At 70.2% G+C, this 16,140-nt stretch carries 14 protein-coding genes; 8 read left to right on the top strand and 6 right to left on the bottom strand.

The window, feature by feature from the left end:
- Positions 1-42: 42 nt before the first annotated feature.
- From O7624_RS15995 to O7624_RS15975, 5 genes are all read left to right on the top strand, one after another.
- Positions 43-2,553 (top strand): bifunctional diguanylate cyclase/phosphodiesterase, encoded by a 2,511-nt coding sequence (locus tag O7624_RS15995; protein ID WP_282236355.1) that lies wholly within the window; start codon positions 43-45, stop codon positions 2,551-2,553.
- 13 nt (positions 2,554-2,566) lie between these two features.
- Entirely contained in the window at positions 2,567-3,871 is a 1,305-nt protein-coding gene (locus O7624_RS15990) for a glycosyltransferase 87 family protein (RefSeq protein WP_282236354.1), read from the top strand.
- A gap of 17 nt (positions 3,872-3,888) precedes the next feature.
- Positions 3,889-4,521 (top strand): phosphoribosyltransferase family protein, encoded by a 633-nt coding sequence (locus O7624_RS15985; RefSeq protein ID WP_282236353.1) that lies wholly within the window; start codon positions 3,889-3,891, stop codon positions 4,519-4,521.
- 19 nt (positions 4,522-4,540) lie between these two features.
- Positions 4,541-4,936: a zf-TFIIB domain-containing protein gene (locus O7624_RS15980; protein WP_282236352.1), complete on the top strand. Its 396-nt coding sequence runs from the start codon at positions 4,541-4,543 to the stop codon at positions 4,934-4,936.
- A gap of 148 nt (positions 4,937-5,084) precedes the next feature.
- Positions 5,085-5,759: a maleylpyruvate isomerase N-terminal domain-containing protein gene (locus tag O7624_RS15975; RefSeq protein WP_282236351.1), complete on the top strand. Its 675-nt coding sequence runs from the start codon at positions 5,085-5,087 to the stop codon at positions 5,757-5,759.
- Positions 5,760-5,763: 4 nt separating this feature from the next.
- Here the strand turns inward: O7624_RS15975 and dnaB are convergent, their stop codons facing one another.
- On the bottom strand, positions 5,764-7,173 hold the full coding sequence (gene dnaB, locus O7624_RS15970) for a replicative DNA helicase (protein WP_282236350.1): 1,410 nt from the start codon (positions 7,171-7,173) through the stop codon (positions 5,764-5,766).
- Between the two features lie 391 nt (positions 7,174-7,564).
- On the opposite strand from dnaB, the gene O7624_RS15965 reads away from it, so the two are divergent.
- A complete protein-coding gene (locus tag O7624_RS15965) occupies positions 7,565-9,229 on the top strand; it encodes a hypothetical protein (RefSeq protein ID WP_282236349.1) in 1,665 nt (554 codons plus the stop codon).
- Positions 9,230-9,307: 78 nt separating this feature from the next.
- On the opposite strand, the gene rplI is transcribed toward O7624_RS15965, so the two are convergent.
- From rplI to rpsF, 4 genes are all read right to left on the bottom strand, one after another.
- A complete protein-coding gene (gene rplI, locus O7624_RS15960; protein WP_093409374.1) occupies positions 9,308-9,754 on the bottom strand; it encodes a 50S ribosomal protein L9 in 447 nt (148 codons plus the stop codon).
- Between the two features lie 13 nt (positions 9,755-9,767).
- The gene (gene rpsR / locus O7624_RS15955; RefSeq protein ID WP_007073789.1) at positions 9,768-10,007 is read right to left on the bottom strand and encodes a 30S ribosomal protein S18; all 240 of its coding nucleotides are present in this window, start codon (positions 10,005-10,007) and stop codon (positions 9,768-9,770) included.
- A gap of 41 nt (positions 10,008-10,048) precedes the next feature.
- Complete coding sequence (locus O7624_RS15950) at positions 10,049-10,558, bottom strand: single-stranded DNA-binding protein (protein WP_093409371.1); 510 nt, start codon at positions 10,556-10,558, stop codon at positions 10,049-10,051.
- A gap of 99 nt (positions 10,559-10,657) precedes the next feature.
- Positions 10,658-10,948: a 30S ribosomal protein S6 gene (gene rpsF, locus O7624_RS15945; protein ID WP_093409369.1), complete on the bottom strand. Its 291-nt coding sequence runs from the start codon at positions 10,946-10,948 to the stop codon at positions 10,658-10,660.
- Positions 10,949-11,458: 510 nt separating this feature from the next.
- On the opposite strand from rpsF, the gene O7624_RS15940 reads away from it, so the two are divergent.
- Both O7624_RS15940 and O7624_RS15935 read left to right on the top strand, forming a co-directional pair.
- Entirely contained in the window at positions 11,459-12,250 is a 792-nt protein-coding gene (locus O7624_RS15940) for a deoxyribonuclease IV (protein ID WP_282236348.1), read from the top strand.
- Entirely contained in the window at positions 12,247-14,592 is a 2,346-nt protein-coding gene (locus tag O7624_RS15935; protein WP_282236347.1) for a hypothetical protein, read from the top strand. Before O7624_RS15940 ends, O7624_RS15935 begins: the two co-directional genes overlap by 4 nt.
- Before the next feature lie 18 nt (positions 14,593-14,610).
- Here the strand turns inward: O7624_RS15935 and O7624_RS15930 are convergent, their stop codons facing one another.
- Positions 14,611-16,140: a glycosyltransferase 87 family protein gene (locus O7624_RS15930; protein ID WP_282236346.1), complete on the bottom strand. Its 1,530-nt coding sequence runs from the start codon at positions 16,138-16,140 to the stop codon at positions 14,611-14,613.

Genomic DNA, 16,140 nt, shown 5'->3' with positions numbered 1-16,140 from the left:
CCAAGGTAGGGTGACCTGAGGTAAGGCGCGACCTAAGGTGTCATGACACTTTTCGGGCAAGGCGGCACTGAGACCGATCGGCGGCTACGGCTGCTCGTCGGTCTCGTCGTCGTATCTGCGGGGATCGTCGTCCTCGCATCGACAAGACTCGTCCTGACCTCTACCACACCGACGTCTCTAGACGACTTCGCAACCATCGCGACGGTGGTCTTCATGATCGCGGTGGGCACGTCGGTCAAGGCGCGGATTCGCATCCGGTCGACCACCCACCAGATCAACTGGAACGAGATGGCCATCGTGATCGGCGTGGCCGTCGCTCCGACCACCTGGGTAGTGCTGTGTACCGGACTTGGTGTCGCGATCGCATCGTTCCGGCTGCCAGTCATCAAGATGGCTTTCAGCGTTGGCAAGAACATCCTCGTTGCGGGGGCTGCCGGAGCGACGCTGGCTCTCTTGGACTGGTCCCGGCCAGCGGACGACCTGATCCGCATGTCGCTGACGTTGGCGCTGGCCTACCTCGCCGCCGCGCTTGTCGATGATTTCCTAGCCATCCCGGTCATCGCCCTCGCCACCGGAACCAGGATCGCGCGACAGTTCCGGAATAACCTCGATCTCCGCGTTGGCGGCTTTTGCGTACGTTTCGCCGTTGCCCTTTGCACTCTCCTACTGCTAGAGATCGACACTCGGTTGCTACTCGCCGTTCCGCCGCTCGTGCTGAGCCTGCATCTGGCGTACTCCGGCCGGATTCGGCAGCGCACCGAGCAGCAGGTGTGGCAACGGCTCGCTCAGACCACCGACGCGCTCAACGTGGTCGAACTGGACGACGTCCTCACCACTGCGGTCACCCGGGCGGCGGAACTCTTCTCCGCCGACGAGGTGGAGGTCGAGCTGCGCGACGACGACCGGGTGGTACGCGGTGGCGCCGACGGCGTCACATACGACGGTCCGGCAGCCGAGCCCACCACCGTCCAGGGCGCGGTGGTCCCTGCCCGCCTGGAAGGGCACGACAAGACGGTCGACGTGGGCATGCTGCGGCTGCGCTTCCGCGGACCGGTGAAACTCTCCGAGCGGGAGCACTACACCCTCTACACCTTCGCCTCGGCGCTGTGCACCGCCATCCGCAACGCCCAGGCGTACGCCGAACTGGCTCGGGTGGCCCAGGCCCACGCGCACGACGCGACGCACGACGCGCTTACCGGTCTGCCGAACCGGCGTCACCTGCTCGACGCGGGCAACGACCACCTGAACCAACGGCACGCCGACGGGGTGACCGCCCTGGTCCTGATCGACCTGAACCACTTCAAGGAGGTCAACGACACCCTCGGCCACACCGCCGGTGACCAGATGCTGGCCGCCGTCGCCGAACGGCTGCGCGCCGCCGCCCACGCCGAGGACCTGGTCGCCCGGCTCGGCGGCGACGAGTTCGCCGTACTCCTGCGTGCCCTGCCCGCGCCCGCGGTCGCCGCACACCGCGCCGAGACGCTGCTGGCGGCGCTGCACGAACCCTTCGACATCGACGGCATGCGGCTCAACGTGGAGGCCAGCGGCGGTATCGCCGCCGCTCCCGCCACCGGCGGCATGGTCGAACTGCTACGCCGCGCCGACGTCGCCATGTACCAGGCCAAGCGGGCCGGGCAGCGGCTGGCCAGCTACGCGTCCGCCCGGGACACCGCCGACCTGGGTCGCCTCACGCTCGGCGGAGACCTGACCCGAGCCGTGGCCGACCACGAGTTCACCGTCAAGTTCCAGCCGATCGTCGAACTCGGCAGCGGTGCGGTCATCGCCGCCGAAGCGCTGGCCAGATGGCGTCACCCCACCCACGGCATGATCGACCCGCTGCGCTTCCTGGAGACCGTCGAGCGGTCGGGACTGCTACCGGCCTTCGCCGAAGCCATCCTCAACCAGGCCCTGATCGCCGCCGGCACCTGGCGGGACGCCGGCTTCGACGTGCCCGTGGCGGTGAACGTCTCCCCCCGCAGCCTGCTCGACGCCCGGTTCCCCGGTTCGGTGCTGGCCCGCCTGCGCGCCCACGACCTGCCACCCGACCGGCTGATCCTGGAACTGACCGAGACCCTCACCCTCAGTCAGCTCGACGTCGTCGACCAGGTGCTCACCCGACTGCGCGACGCCGGCGTCCGGCTGGCCCTGGACGACTTCGGCACCGGCTACTCCTCGCTCTCCCTGCTCTCCCGGATTCCGGTGCATCAGCTGAAGATCGACCGAAGCTTCGTCACCGCCATGGAATCCTCCACCGAAGCCGCCGCGATCATCCGCTCCACCCTCGATCTCGGTCGCAGCCTCGACCTCGCCGTGGTGGCCGAGGGCGTCGAGCGGGAGGCGCAGCGACGTACGCTCTGGGAACTGGGCTGCACCGCTGGCCAGGGTCATCTCTTCGCCCGTCCACTGCCCGCCGGAACGCTGCTCGCCGCACTCCAGCGCGGCACCGGCGACCGGGCCGGCTGCCTGGCGGTCGCTCTGCACGACGCCGGCGCGGTGGTTCGGCTGCCGCAGGGGCGTCGACAGGGCGGCCGGGGTCGCCACCAGCCGGCCTGACACACTTGCCCGGGTGAGCACCACCACCCCGACCAGCCGCCGTACCGGGTGGTGGCTCCGGATCGACACGGCCGCCGGAGGGCTCGCTCTCGACCTCGGCCTCTACGCGGTATCCGCCGCCTTCGCCGCGGTCACCGCAGCCACCTCCACCCTCCTGCCACACCGCGCCTGGGGCGGCATCGCCGCACTCGGCTACCTCGGCGCGGCGATCGTCGCGCTCGGTCAACTCCTGTTGCGGCGGCACCGGCCCGGCTCGGCGCTGGCCGGACTTCCCGCACGCTGGCTGGTCACCGTCCTCACCTGGATCGCCGTCGCCCTGCTACCGCTGCTCTGGCAGAGCGCGCAGCGCGCGGCGGGACGCACCGACCGGGCCCAGGAAGAGGTGCTCGTCGTCGAGGATTCCGGGCGGCGGCTGGTGGAGACCGGCACGCCCTACCTGGGACCGGACGCCATCGCCGCGCTGCCGCCCGGCGAACAACTGCTCGGCTACACGCCGTACCAACCGGCAATGGCGCTGTTCGGGCTGCCCCGCGCGGCCACCGACGGTTGGTGGAGCGACGCGCGGGTCTGGTTCGCGATCGGCACCGCCCTCGCTCTCCTCCTCGCCGTCCGCGTCCTGCGCCGACCGGAGGGTGTGGGCGCAGCCGTCGGGCACGACGCCGCCGTGCTGCGCGGGGTGCAGGCGGCCACCGTCCTGCCGATCTGTGCGCTGACCCTCGCCACCGGCGGCGACGACCTCCCCGTACTCGCGCTCTGCCTGCTGGCCCTCGCGCTCGCCGCCACCGCCCGACCCGGTTGGGCCGGCGTCGCCGTCGGACTCGCCGGGGCACTCAAACTCTTTGCCTGGCCGGTCGCCGCGGTCCTGGTCGTCTGGGGCATCTCCCGGCGGGCCGGCCTGCGCGTCGCCGCCGGCGCGCTCGGCCTACCCGCCGCCGCGTTACTACCCACCCTGCTGGTGGACCGGGACGCCCTGGTGGAGAACGTACTGCGGTTCCCCCTCGGCCACGGCCTGGTCTCCAGCCCGGCGCAGTCCCCGTTTCCCGGCTACCTGATCGCGAACGCGCTGCCGGCGGGCCGGGGTGTGGCGGCGGCGCTGCTGGTCGCCGCCGCAGCGGCGATCGCCGTCCGACTCGTGCGCCACCCGCCCCGCACCGCCCGCGCCGCGGCGCTCGTCTGCGGGTACGGGCTGCTCGTCGCGATCCTGCTGATGCCCAGCACTAGGTTCGGCTATCTGCTCTATCCGGCGGCGTTCCTCGTCTGGGCAGCCGCACTTGACGTTCCCGGGATCCGGCAACCGGCGAGCGAAGACGGCCGGTAGGGCGTAGACCTGAGGGCATGACCACCTACCGCGACCGCAGCGAGGCGGGCCGGGTGCTCGCCGACCGACTCACCGCCCTGATCGGCGAACCGGACGTCGTCGTGCTGGGCCTGGTACGCGGCGGCGTGCCGGTCGCCCAGGTAGTCGCCGAACGCCTCGGCGCGCCACTGGACGTGCTGGTGGTACGCAAGCTGGGCATGCCGTGGGCCCCCGAGGTCGCCTTCGGTGCGCTCGGTCCGGCCGGCGTACGCGTGGTGAACGACGTGGTGGCCGGGCAGCTCGGCCCCGACGACATCGCCGACGTGCAGCGCCGGGAACAGGCGGAGCTGGATCGACGCGAACAGCTATACCGGGCCGGCCGGCCGCCGCTGGAGCTGACCGGGCGTACCGCCGTCATCGTCGATGACGGCCTGGCGACCGGGGCCACCGCCCGAGCCGCCGTGCAGGTGGCCCGTCATCTCGGTGCCCGGCGGGTGGTGGTCGCCGTACCGGTCGGGGCCCAGCAGGCGTACGAGATGCTCGCCGCCGAGGCCGACCAGGTCATCTGTGCGCAGCGGCCGGATGCCTTCACCGCCGTCGGGGCGTATTACGACGACTTCCACGAGGTGTCCGACGACGAGGTGACGGAGGCGCTGACCGCTACCCCGTGAGTCGACCAGGTACCGTCGGGTGATGAGCCTGACCTGTCCCAAGTGTCACGGAGAAATGCGTCAGTACGAGCGCAGTGGCGTGGTCATCGACCAGTGCGGCGAGTGCCGGGGGATCTTCCTCGACCGCGGTGAGTTGGAGAAGCTGTTCGAGGCGGAGGCCAACTGGAGCGCGCAGCAGGTACCCCCCGCACCGCAGCCGACCCAGCACGCGCCGCAGCCGGGCGGCTACCAGCCTCCGCCTCCGCCGCCTGCGCCGCACCAGCCGGGTTACGGCGCCGTGCCGCCGCCACCGCCACCGCAGCACGGCTACCCGGCCCCGGCCCCTGCTTACGGCCACAGCCAGCAGCACTACGGCTACCACGGGCACTACCGCCGGAAGAAGCGCAAGAGCTTCCTCGACGACATGTTCGGCTGAGCAGCACGCCCCTGAGCGACCGGGCCGTCCGACCGGCCGGCCCGGTCCGCTGCGCTGCACCAGACCGAGCGTGACCGGCCGCGCTGGCGTCGCCGTGCCCGCCGCTGCTGAACGCGCCGGCCGACTTCAGCTGTGGGAAGCTGCCCACATGGGGTCGCGAGCTGCGCACATCGCACTGGCCAATGCGTACGACGGAATCACCTCGGCCGTCGCCGACCTGGACGACGTCGATCTGCAACGACCCACCCGGTGTCGGGGGTGGCTGGTCGCTGACCTCCTCTTTCACGTGCTCTGCGACGCCCAGCGGGCACTCGTCGCACTGGCCAGCCCCGCCGAACCACCGGCCACCGTCGACTCCGTCAGCTACTGGCACTCGTTTCCGGGCGGCGACGGGAACGTCCGGCACGCCTGGTGGGCCCGCCGCTCCGCTGCCGCGTTCGACAGCCCGTCCGGAGTGGTCCGGCTCTGGGCCGACACCGCGCCGGCCGCCGTACGCGCCGCCGGCAACGCGGATCCGGCTGGCTTCGTCACCACCCAGGGGCACGTGTTGCGGGTGGCCGACCTGCTGGACACCCTCACCACCGAAGCCGTGATCCACCACCTTGACCTGGTGCTGGACCTACCGGATGCGCCCGTACCCGGACCGGCCGCGACCCGGGTCGCGGTGGCCACCGTGGACGCCCTGCTCGGCGGCACCGTTACCCGACCGGACGGCTGGAACGACCACGACTACCTGCTCAAGGCGACCGGGCGGCTGCCGCTCACCGAACCGGAGCGAGGCGATCTCGGTGCATCGGCCGCCCGCTTCCCGGTGCTCGGGTGACCGGTCAGACGATCGCCATGTCGACGAAGCGCGACAGGTGCAGCTGGGCGGCGACGGTCACCGTGTCGGTCGGACCATTCCGGTGCTTGGCAACGATGAAGTCCGCCTCTCCGGCGCGGGGTGACTCCTTGTCGTAGTAGTCGTCGCGATGCAGAAGTATGACAACGTCCGCATCTTGTTCAATAGACCCAGATTCCCGCAGATCAGAGAGTTGAGGACGCTTGTCGGTGCGCTGCTCCGGGCCACGATTCAGCTGGCTGACCGCGATGACCGGACACTCGACCTCCTTGGCCAGCAGCTTCAGGCCACGCGACAGGTCCGCGACCTCCTGCTGCCGGCTCTCGGTACGCTTAGGCGAGGTCATCAGCTGGAGATAGTCGACCACAATCAACTTGAGGTCATGCCGCTGCTTGAGCCGACGGGCCTTCGCCCGGATCTCCATCAGGTTCATGCTGGGCGTGTCGTCGACGAACAGCGGCGCCTCGCTGATCTCACCCATGCATCGGGCCAGCTTCGTCCAGTCGTCATCGGACAGTTGCCCGCTCCGCAGCACGTGCAGCGGCACTCGGGCCTCGGCCGAGAGCAGCCGCATCACGATCTCGACCTTGCTCATTTCCAGCGAGAAGATTGCCGACGCCTGATTTGCCCGGATAGCCGCGTTTCTGGCGAAGTCCATACTGGCAGTGGATTTTCCGAGGCCAGGTCGCCCCGCCACAATGATCAACTGACCGGCGTGCAGGCCGTTGAGCAGGCGGTCCAGGTCGGTGAAGCCGGTCGGCACACCGGTCATCACGCCGCCCTGGGCACCGACCGCCTCGATCTCGTCGAGTGTCGGTTGCAGCATGTCGGCCAGGACCGCAAAGTCCTCGCTGACCCGGCGTTCCGTGACGTCGTAGACGGCCTGCTGAGCCAGGTCGACGATGTCGTCGACGTCCCGGCTACCACCGCTCGCGGTGCCGTAGCCGAGTTGGACGATCCGGGTGCCGGCCTCGACCAGACGCCGGAGAACCGCGCGCTCGCTGACGATGCGCGCGTAGTAGGCGGCGTTCGCGGCGGTCGGCACGCTCGCGATCAACGTGTGCAGGTACGGGGCGCCACCCACGCGGGCCAGGTCGCCGGAGTCGGACAGCGCCGCCGCGACGGTGATGGCGTCGGCCGGCTCGCCCCTGCCGTAGATCTCCAGGATGGTGTCGAAGATGGTGGCGTGCACCGGCCGGTAGAAGTCGTTGGTCTTGAGGATCTCGACGACGTCGGCGATGGCGTCCTTGGAGAGCAGCATGCCGCCCAGGACGCACTGCTCCGCAGCGACATCCTGCGGCGGCGTCTTGTCGAACTGACCGGCGCGCGGCCCGTCACCGGACTGCTGCCCGCCGCCCGGGAACGACTCCGTCCGCCTGTCGTCGGTGACCGACACCGGGCCCCCCTCCACTGCGTCGGATCGGTTCCAGGCTTACCGCCCGGGTGCGACATCGTCGACCGGCCGCTTCGATCGGGGGCCATCGGGTCGGCAGGTCGGTGGCAACCATACGGACTCCGAGGTCAGCCACTCAACCGTGGCGGTGGACGAGCCTCGGGACAACCTGTGGACTCAGGTGGACAACCATGTGCGCAGCGTGTGCACAGGGTGTGGATAACGGATGGGGAATTCTCCCCGCCAAGCCAGTGACCTGCGGAAACATTTTCCCCAGCCTGTGGAGGGATTTTCCGGGTAGGGCTTTGTCCTGAACCTCCCGTAAGATCGGTGCCCTACGGCTACACCTGGACAGCGGATTGCATCTTCGGTTGAGAAGGGTCACGCTCCGGCCGTGAGTTACCGGGACTGGGCACGCGGGGAGGACGGTCCGCGCGAGCGGCGACCGACCGCTTCGTGGGCCGAGCCCGTCGAGGATTCACGGGCCGACCGTTACGGCTCGGCGGTCGAGCGCTACCGCACCCCGAGCCGTCGGCGAGCCGTCGAGCGCGGCCAGGAGGAGCCAGCCGAGCCGTATCTGCCGCGCTGGGCGCTGGAGTCGGGAGTCAGCAGCGTCGACGGTGGCGGTCGGCATGCCGCGCCGGACGACGATGACGATGACGACCGGCCGCGCTACGGCGATGGCGGCTGGCGAGCATCGGGGGCTTCCGCTTCCCGGGCCAGCCGGAGCCGGCGCTCCCCTGAAGCTGACTGGCGTGATCCGCCACCCCGCGCCATCGCCTCGTCGCCAGCGGTGGCGCCGCAGTCCGACCACACCCGTGAGTGGACCTTCGACCGTCCACAGGAGGAGGGGTACGTCGGCAGCCGCCGAGCCGAGGAGGACGATCCGGTCTCGGGTGTGGCGCCACAGAGTCGGCCTCGCCGCGCACAGTCCCGCCAACGCCAGGTGACCTGGTCCGGCCTGGAGGACGAGGGTCAGCAGACCTCCGACTCGGAGCCGGCCGCCGACCCGACGCCTCGACGTCGGCGGCGGGCGGTGGAGCCGGCGCCCGGTCCCGCAGTGGACCCGTGGGAGCGGGCGGCGGAACCGTGGGAGCGGACGGCGGAGCCAGCACCGCCCCGACCTGCGGTGGATCCGTGGGATGCCTCAGGTCTGCATGCCTGGGAGCAGCCCGCCGGCCGGGATCGTCGTGCCGATTCCGGCCCGGTCGATCCCTGGGACGCCGACAGTACGAGCCAGTGGCTTCAGTCGTCGCCGTCGGAGCAGTGGCTGGAGCCGGACAGCACGGGTCAGTGGGACCGCGATCCCGCGCTTGATCGACGGGAACGGCAGCGGGACCGCAACAGGTGGGAGGACTACTCCGAGCCGGACCGTTGGGATCGTACGGAGCGTCCCCGGTCGGATGGTGCACCCGGTGCGCACCAGTGGTCTTGGAGCAGTCGACCCGAGCCGGAGCCGCCGCAGGAGACCTTCTGGCCGGGTACCAGGTTGGCCGGTGACGATCCGCGTTGGGTGGACGCGCCCGCTTCGGCCCCCCGGTCGCCGGTGGTGGGCTACACCGCACCGCGTCCCCGCCCGGTGTCACGGCGGCGTACCGCTGCGGTCCCGCCGGCTCGGCCGGTGGGTATGGCGGCGGTACGGCGTCGGATCGAGTCGGTGGGCAACGCCAGTTGGAACCGCCGGCTGGAAGACGACCTGCTTGATCCCGATCCGGGTGGCCCCTGGCTGCCGCTGCTCTACACCGCGGCCTGCTACGTCCTTCCGGCGGTCGTGGTCTTCGTCTGGCTGCTGACCCTGGACGGTGCCCCACCCGTGGGCTGTGTGACCGACATCAGCGGCGGTGGCTGCGAGTCGCCCCGGGCGCGGGCGTTCGGGGCGATGGTGGGCGGGCTGCCGCGCTTCGGCCTGGCCCTGGCCAGCAGCCTGGCGATCGCGACGCTGCTGCGTCGGGTGGGTACGACCTGGCGTCCGACCACTGTGGCGCTCGCTGCCGCCGTGGTGGGTGGCGGTCTCTCGACGGTGATGATCAGCGCGGTGACCGGTCAACCCATCGGTTGATCGCTCATCTGGACGAACGACGACGCAGGGCCCGCACCGGTGGACGGTGCGGGCCCTGCGTCATTCGCCGGCCGGGACTCAGCCCTGCACGACGTTGAGGTTGAACGTGGCGGTCACCTCGGGGTGCAGCTTGATCCGCACCGGGTGCGACCCGATCGACTTGACGTGGCCGGAAACCTCCAGCCGCCGCCGGTCGAGGGCCGGACCACCGGCCGCCTTGACGGCATCGACGATCTCGGCCGGGGTGACCGAGCCGAAGAGTCGGCCACCTTCACCGGCGCGGGCCTTCAGGGTCACCTTGAGGGCCTCGAGCTGTGCCTTCACCTCGTTGGCGTGATCCAGGTCGCGGATCTCGCGGGCCGAACGGGCCCGCTTGATGAGGGTGACCTGCTTTTCCGCGCCCTTGGTCCAGGCGATCGCGAAGCCCTGCGGGAGCAGGTAGTTACGGCCGTAGCCGTTCTTGACCTCCACGATGTCGCCCGGGGCACCGAGCCCGGACACCTCCTGAGTCAGGATGATCTTCATGTCGGTGCCTCTCTCAGCGGGCCGTCGCGGTGTACGGCAGGAGCGCCATCTCACGGGCGTTCTTGACCGCACGGGCGATCTGCCGCTGCTGCTGCGAGGTGACGCCGGTCACCCGCCGAGCGCGGATCTTGCCGCGGTCGGAGATGAACTTGCGCAGCAGCGCGGTGTCCTTGTAGTCGATGTACGTGATCCCGTCCTTGTCGAGCGGGTTCACCTTCTTCTTCGGCTTGCGCAGTGCCGCAGCCTTCGCCATTGCTCTTGCTCCTGGTTTACGATCACGGGCGCTCGGCGCCATTAGAACGGAGGCTCCTCGTCGAAGTTGCCGCCACCCGAACGTGAGGGGGCCGGTGCGGCCGAAGCCCAGGGGTCGTCGAAGTTGCCTCCGCCGCCCTGGCCACCACCGCCACCACTACCGAAGCCGCCGCCACCGCCGCCGGACCGGGACATCTTCTGCACCTTCGCCGTGGCGTAGCGCAGTGACGGGCCGATCTCGTCGACCTCCAGCTCGATGACGGTGCGCTTCTCACCCTCGCGGGTCTCGTAGGACCGCTGACGCAGCCGACCCGAGACGATCACGCGGGCACCGCGCTGTAGCGACTCCGCCACGTGCTCGGCGGCCTGCCGCCAGACGGTGCACGAGAGGAACAACGGCTCGCCGTCCTTCCACTCACCGGAGGCCTTGTCCATGAACCGGGGCGTCGAGGCGACCCGGAACTTGGCGACCGCGGCACCGGAGGGGGTGAACCGCAACTCGGGGTCATCGGTCAGGTTGCCGATGACCGTGATGGTGGTGTCTCCTGCCATGACCAACTCCTCGCGCGCTCATCCGTTCCGCCGTACAGGTTCTCAGAACCCTCCGACAGTGACGGTGAGGCTGTTCCGGATGGGGCCGGGGTGGGTTTGCTAGCGCATTTCCGGCCGGAGGACCTTCGTACGCAGCACGGACTCGTTGAGCCGCAGCTGGCGGTCCAGCTCGGCCACCGCCTCCGGCGTCGCCTGGAGGTCGATGACGGCGTAGATGCCCTCGGCCTTCTTGTTGATCTCGTAGGCGAGGCGCCGGCGGCCCCACACATCGGTCTTCTCCACCGAGCCACCCGCGGTCCTGATCACGTTCAGGTACGTGTCGAGCGACGGGGCGACGGTGCGCTCCTCGAGGCTGGGGTCGAGGATCACCATGATTTCGTAATGACGCAAGACGTGCTCACCTCCTGTGGGCTAGGCGGCCACGGTCCTTCCGTGGCAGGAGGTCGTGCGTCGTGGCCCGTTCCGGTATCGGGGGAACCCGACCGGGGACGGACAACCGGACCAGGATACCCGGCCCTGACGATCACCATCACCGAGGTGACGGGCAGAGCGAACCGGGGGTCCGTGCCGACGTCGCTGTCGGCACGGACCCCCGGCCACGGGGCCGCGGGGCGCCTGGTCCGCATTCCTTGGGTGGGACCTGGGGAGGAACGACCACACCGATGAGGTTGGACCGGAGACGCCCCGCGGAGCTTTATCACGTTGTTACCTGACGTTATCGTGGCAGCCGGTGCTTCATGGGGCAAATACCAGAATTGCCGACATTTTTGTCCCGAGCGCTGTTGTGTCGTCTTGACCTGAGGATCCATTGGCATCAACGACTGCCACCGGGTGCCGGTGACGCGGCCAGGTAGCGGGCGGTCGGCCCGCCCGTCGGTGGCGGGACGTAGGCTCGCCTGCATGCGTATCGGAGCCCACGTCGATCCGACCGACCCGCTGGCGGAGGCGACCGCCCGAGCAGCGGACGCCGTACAGTTCTTTCTCTCCGACCCTCAGGGCTGGAAGTCGCCGCAGCCCCGCTCCGACGCGGCAGCGCTGATCGATGCCGATGTCGACGTCTACGTGCACGCGCCGTACGTCATCAATGTCGCCACCGGCAACAACCGCATCCGCATCCCCAGCCGCAAGCTGCTGCTCGCGCACGCGAAAGCGGCCGCAGCGATCGGCGCCAAGGGCCTGGTGGTGCATGGCGGGCACGTGAACGCCGGTGACGACCCGGCGACCGGGTTCGACAACTGGCGCAAGGCGCTGTCGTACGCGGCCGAGTCGGGCGGCTTCGGGCTTCCGGTGCTGATCGAGAACACCGCCGGTGGCGAGAACGCCTGCGCCCGGCGGCTCGATGCGCTCGCCCGGCTCTGGGACGCCGTCGGTGACCAGGAGGTCGGTTTCTGCCTCGACACCTGCCACGCCCACGCCGGCGGGGAGGAACTGCTCGGCCTGGTCGATCGGGTGAAGGCGATCACCGGCCGGATCGACCTGGTACACGCCAACAATTCCAAGGACGGGTTCGGGTCGGGTCGGGATCGCCACGACAACCTGTCGGGCGGCACGATCGACCCGGAGCTCCTGGTTGCGGTGATCCGCGCGGCGGACGCGCCGGTCATCGTGGAGACGCCGGGAGGCGTCGAGGGGCAGGGCAACGACATCGCCTTCCTGCGTCGGCAACTCGACGGGGAGACCGGAGCACGATGACCACGGACCAGTCCGCCCCCGGCGGCCCCAGCCCGACCTCGCGCAACGCTCGGGCCACAGGTGGTCCGACGCCCGGCGGCACCGACCAGCGGTACCGGCGCGACCCGGGCGACGAGATCCGGGCGAACGCCTCCGACGAGGCTGGCCAGGGCAAGGCCACCGGGAGCGGCCCGGCCGACGCGGATCGCACGACACGGAAGCGCACCAGCGCCGACGATGCTCCGGGCAAGAATGCTGCCGAGAAGGCCCCCGCTGGCAAGGCCGCCGACCAGGGTGGGGTTGCCGCGGGCAAGGCCGCCGCCACAGGCAAGGTTGCCGACCAGGACGAGGTCGCCCTGGGGAAGACCACCGACCAGGACAAGGCCGAGGCCGGGAGCGAGGCCGAAGCCAGGAGCAAGGTCGGCGACGAGGACGGGACAGGGCAGCAGGACGAGGCTGGAAAGAAGGACAGGGGCAGGAAGAAGGCGAGCGGTGGTGGGGCCGGCGCGGGCGACAGCGGCACGCCCGATGGCAAACCGGCAACGGACGGAAGCAAGCCCGACGGCACTCCGGCGGAGGGTGAAAGCAAGCCGGACCCGTGGGCCGCTTTCGGGCCCGCACCCGAGCCGGTGCCCACCTGGTACGGGCGGCTGGGCCGGTGGGCCGGCCGGCTGCTGATCCACGAGTGGACGCTGGCCGCCATCGCGTCGCTGGCGCTGGCCGTGCTGATGACCTGGCCGACGCTGCGTTACCCGGCACACACGCTGCCGCAGGACTACTGGGACCCGAGCCTCCAGGCCTGGCAGATGGCCTGGTCCGGGCACATCCTGCTGACCGAACCGGCCCAGCTCTGGCACGCAAACGCGTTCTTCCCGGAACGGTGGAGTTTCGCCTTCTCGGACACCCTGCTCGGGTACGCGCCGGCCGGCATGATCGGCAGCGGCCCCGAGGCCGCCCTCGTTCGCTACAACATCATGTTCGTGCTGGCGCACGCCCTCGCCACCTTCGGCGCGTACGTGCTGGCCCGGCAGCTCGGTGCGAGCCGGACGGGCTCCGCGGTGGTCGGTGCCGCCTACACCTACGCGCCGTGGCTGCTGGCCCAGGCCGGCCACCTGCACGTGGTCTCCAACGGCGGCATTCCGCTGGCGCTGGCCATGCTGGCCCGGGGCCACGGCTGGTCGCTGCGGCACGGCTACCGACCGGAGCGTCGGCACGAGGGCTGGGTGTACGCCGGCTGGCTGGTGGCCGCCTGGCAGCTGAGCCTCGGGTTCGGGATCGGCCTGCCGTTCGCGTACGTCCTCGCCGGCACCGTGCTGGTGGCCGCCGTCATCTGGTACGCGAAACGAATCTTCTGGCGGCTCAAGCGCCCCTTCGGCCAGCGGTTGTTCGTTGCCGACCTGATCGGCGGGCTGATCTTCGCAGGGGTGGGCGTCCTGATGGCCATCCCGTACTTCACCGTCACGCAGCTGCACCCCAACGCGGAACGGACGATCGGCGACATCGCCATCTTCTCGCCCCCCGCCTCCGGTTTCGTCACCGCCCCGGCCGAGTCCCGCCTCTGGGGTGGGCTGCACGAAGGTGCCCGGTCGCTACTGCCGTGGCACCCGGAGATGACATTGCTGCCCGGCTTCGTGCTGTACGCGCTGGCCCTCGGCGGGCTGTTCTTCTCCATCTGGAAGGTCCGCCAACGGCTCCTGCTGCTCGCCGGGGTGCTTGTCGCGATGGCTCTGTCGATGGGTACCGAACTGTTCGGCGGTCGCTTCACCTACGTACCGCTCTTCGACCATCTGCCCGGCTGGAGCGGCATCCGGACGCCGGGCCGGTTGATGCTCTGGGCAACGTTGCTGCTCGGGCTGCTCGCGGCGGGGGCGGTCAGCGCGTTCGCCGAGCGGGTCCGGGAGATTTCCGCCGAACGGATCCCCTCATGGCCGAGCCCCTGGCTGCGCCTGGCGACCCTGGTGCCGCTGCTGTTGGTGATCGCCGAGGGCACCAACACCACACCTCATCCGGTGGTGCCGGCGCAGCCAGCGGCGATGCGTTCGGTCGACGGCCCGCTACTCGTGCTGCCCAGCGGGCAGAACCACGACCAACCGGTGATGCTGTGGTCGACCACGCGATTCCAGGACATCGTCAATGGCGGCAGTGGTTTCACCCCACGTCAGCTCGATGACGTACGCCGGGTCACCATGACCTTTCCCGACCAGACCAGCGTCGACTACCTGCGCACGCTGGGCGTGCACAACGTGCTGGTGCTGCGCGACGAGATCGCCGGCACCCCGTGGGAGGTCAGCGTCGACGCACCCGTCGACGGGCTGGGCATCACCCGCGAGGAGATCGACGACGTCGTCGTCTTCCGCCTCTGAACGTCAAGCGTCACCGGGTCACGTGGTGGCGGCCACGGGCGTCGGCGTCGGGTCGGCGGCCCGGCGGCTTCGCCATCGGTCGAGCCAGGGGGCGTCGGGGGTGCCGTCGAGCAGCCCGCCGTCCGGGTCGTCGGCGTAGGTGCGACGTACCGCGTCCTGCTCCGGGTGCAGGATCTCGCGTACGACCAGGAAGACCAGGGCCACCACGGCGGCGAGGCGCAGGCTCGCGGCCAGCACGAAGACGCCCTCCGGGAAGACCGGTGTGCCGGTCGACGCGCCGAGCAGCTGGCCGTAGAAGGCGATGAAGTAGCAGACCTCGGCGGCCTGCCAGACGAGGAACGCTCCCCACCTGGGCCGGGCGAGCACCACCAGCGGCAGCAGCCAGAGCACGAACTGCTGCGACCAGACCTTGCTGAAGATCAGGAAGGCGGCGACCACCAGGAAGGCGAGCTGGGCGAGTCGGGGACGTCGCGGTGCCAGCAACGCCAGCGCGCCGATGCCGAGGCAGGCCAGCCCGAACAGGGCGTACGACAGGTAGTTGAGCGTGGGGATGTTGGCGTCCAGCCACTGGAAGGGCCCGATGCTGGCGGGGTCGCCGAACTTCCCGTCCAGGTAGCGACCGATGTACCAGAAGGTGCCCCAGTCGATCGGACGCGTGGTGTTCAGCTCGAAGAAGCGGTCCCAGTTGTCCCGGTACGGGATCGCCGCCGGTAGGTTCACCAGCACCACCGTCACCGCGGCGGTGGCGATGGACAGCAGCGCGGCCCGGATCCGGTTGGCGCGTAACGCGAGCACCAGGATCGGCCCGAGAATGAACAACGGCCACATCTTCGCCGCGCCACCGAGCCCGAGCAGCACTCCGGAGAGTGCCACAAGCATCGTCCCCTTCGGGCCCGGCCCGGAGCGCGCCCAGGCCAGCAGGCCCAACGCGGCGAGCCCGATGGCGAGAAAGTCCCAGTTGACGGTGGCGGTGAGCAGCAGCGCCGGGGCGAGCGCGAAGAGCGCGGCATCCCAGGGGCGGCGACGGCGCAGCGCCAGGATCACCGCCACGGTGACCACCGCGAGCGCACCGAGCACCAGGGCGTTCAGGTTGTAGAACCATTGACCCTGGTTCATGTCGGGGTTGCCGTCGCCGGCCGAGTGGACCGGCAACCCGAGCGCCCCCATGAAGTACCCGGTGAGCACCGGGTACTCGACCGGGTGGTCCCGGTAGGGCACCGCACCCTCGTTGAGCCGTTCGGCGTAGTAGAGCGCCAGCACGTCGGTGTAGCAGAAGCGGGTGTACTGCTCGTTGTTCACCCAGGCGCCATCCTGACAGGGCGACTTCTGCACCCAGTGCAGGGCCAGCGTCAGGCAGGTCAGCGCCAGGACGATCCGTACCGCCGTCCAGAACCGATTCTCCGCGCCGACGGGCCGGTCGCGGGCGACCGCGTGGTCACCGAGCGGGCCGCCGATCAGCCCGGAGAGCCCCCGGACGAAGCCGTCGGAGCGGGACGGGTGATCGGAGGCATCCGATTCATCGATGCCTGGCGTCGACTTCGTGCTCAT

This window comes from Verrucosispora sp. WMMD1129 (assembly GCF_029581255.1).
In the GTDB taxonomy this organism is placed as follows: domain Bacteria; phylum Actinomycetota; class Actinomycetes; order Mycobacteriales; family Micromonosporaceae; genus Micromonospora; species Micromonospora sediminimaris.
The sequence above is the reverse complement of the archived record's forward strand: the minus strand, read 5'-3'. Positions and strand labels throughout refer to the sequence as shown.

Coding starts and splice junctions, on each gene's coding strand:
- O7624_RS15995 (WP_282236355.1), top strand. CDS start 43: ATGACACTTTTCGGGCAAGGCGGCACTGAGACCGATCGGCGGCTACGG.
- rplI (WP_093409374.1), bottom strand. CDS start 9,754: ATGAAGATCATCCTGACTCAGGAGGTGTCCGGGCTCGGTGCCCCGGGC.
- O7624_RS15935 (WP_282236347.1), top strand. CDS start 12,247: ATGACCACGGACCAGTCCGCCCCCGGCGGCCCCAGCCCGACCTCGCGC.
- O7624_RS15930 (WP_282236346.1), bottom strand. CDS start 16,140: ATGAGCACGAAGTCGACGCCAGGCATCGATGAATCGGATGCCTCCGAT.
- O7624_RS15940 (WP_282236348.1), top strand. CDS start 11,459: ATGCGTATCGGAGCCCACGTCGATCCGACCGACCCGCTGGCGGAGGCG.
- O7624_RS15985 (WP_282236353.1), top strand. CDS start 3,889: ATGACCACCTACCGCGACCGCAGCGAGGCGGGCCGGGTGCTCGCCGAC.
- O7624_RS15975 (WP_282236351.1), top strand. CDS start 5,085: ATGGGGTCGCGAGCTGCGCACATCGCACTGGCCAATGCGTACGACGGA.
- O7624_RS15950 (WP_093409371.1), bottom strand. CDS start 10,558: ATGGCAGGAGACACCACCATCACGGTCATCGGCAACCTGACCGATGAC.
- rpsR (WP_007073789.1), bottom strand. CDS start 10,007: ATGGCGAAGGCTGCGGCACTGCGCAAGCCGAAGAAGAAGGTGAACCCG.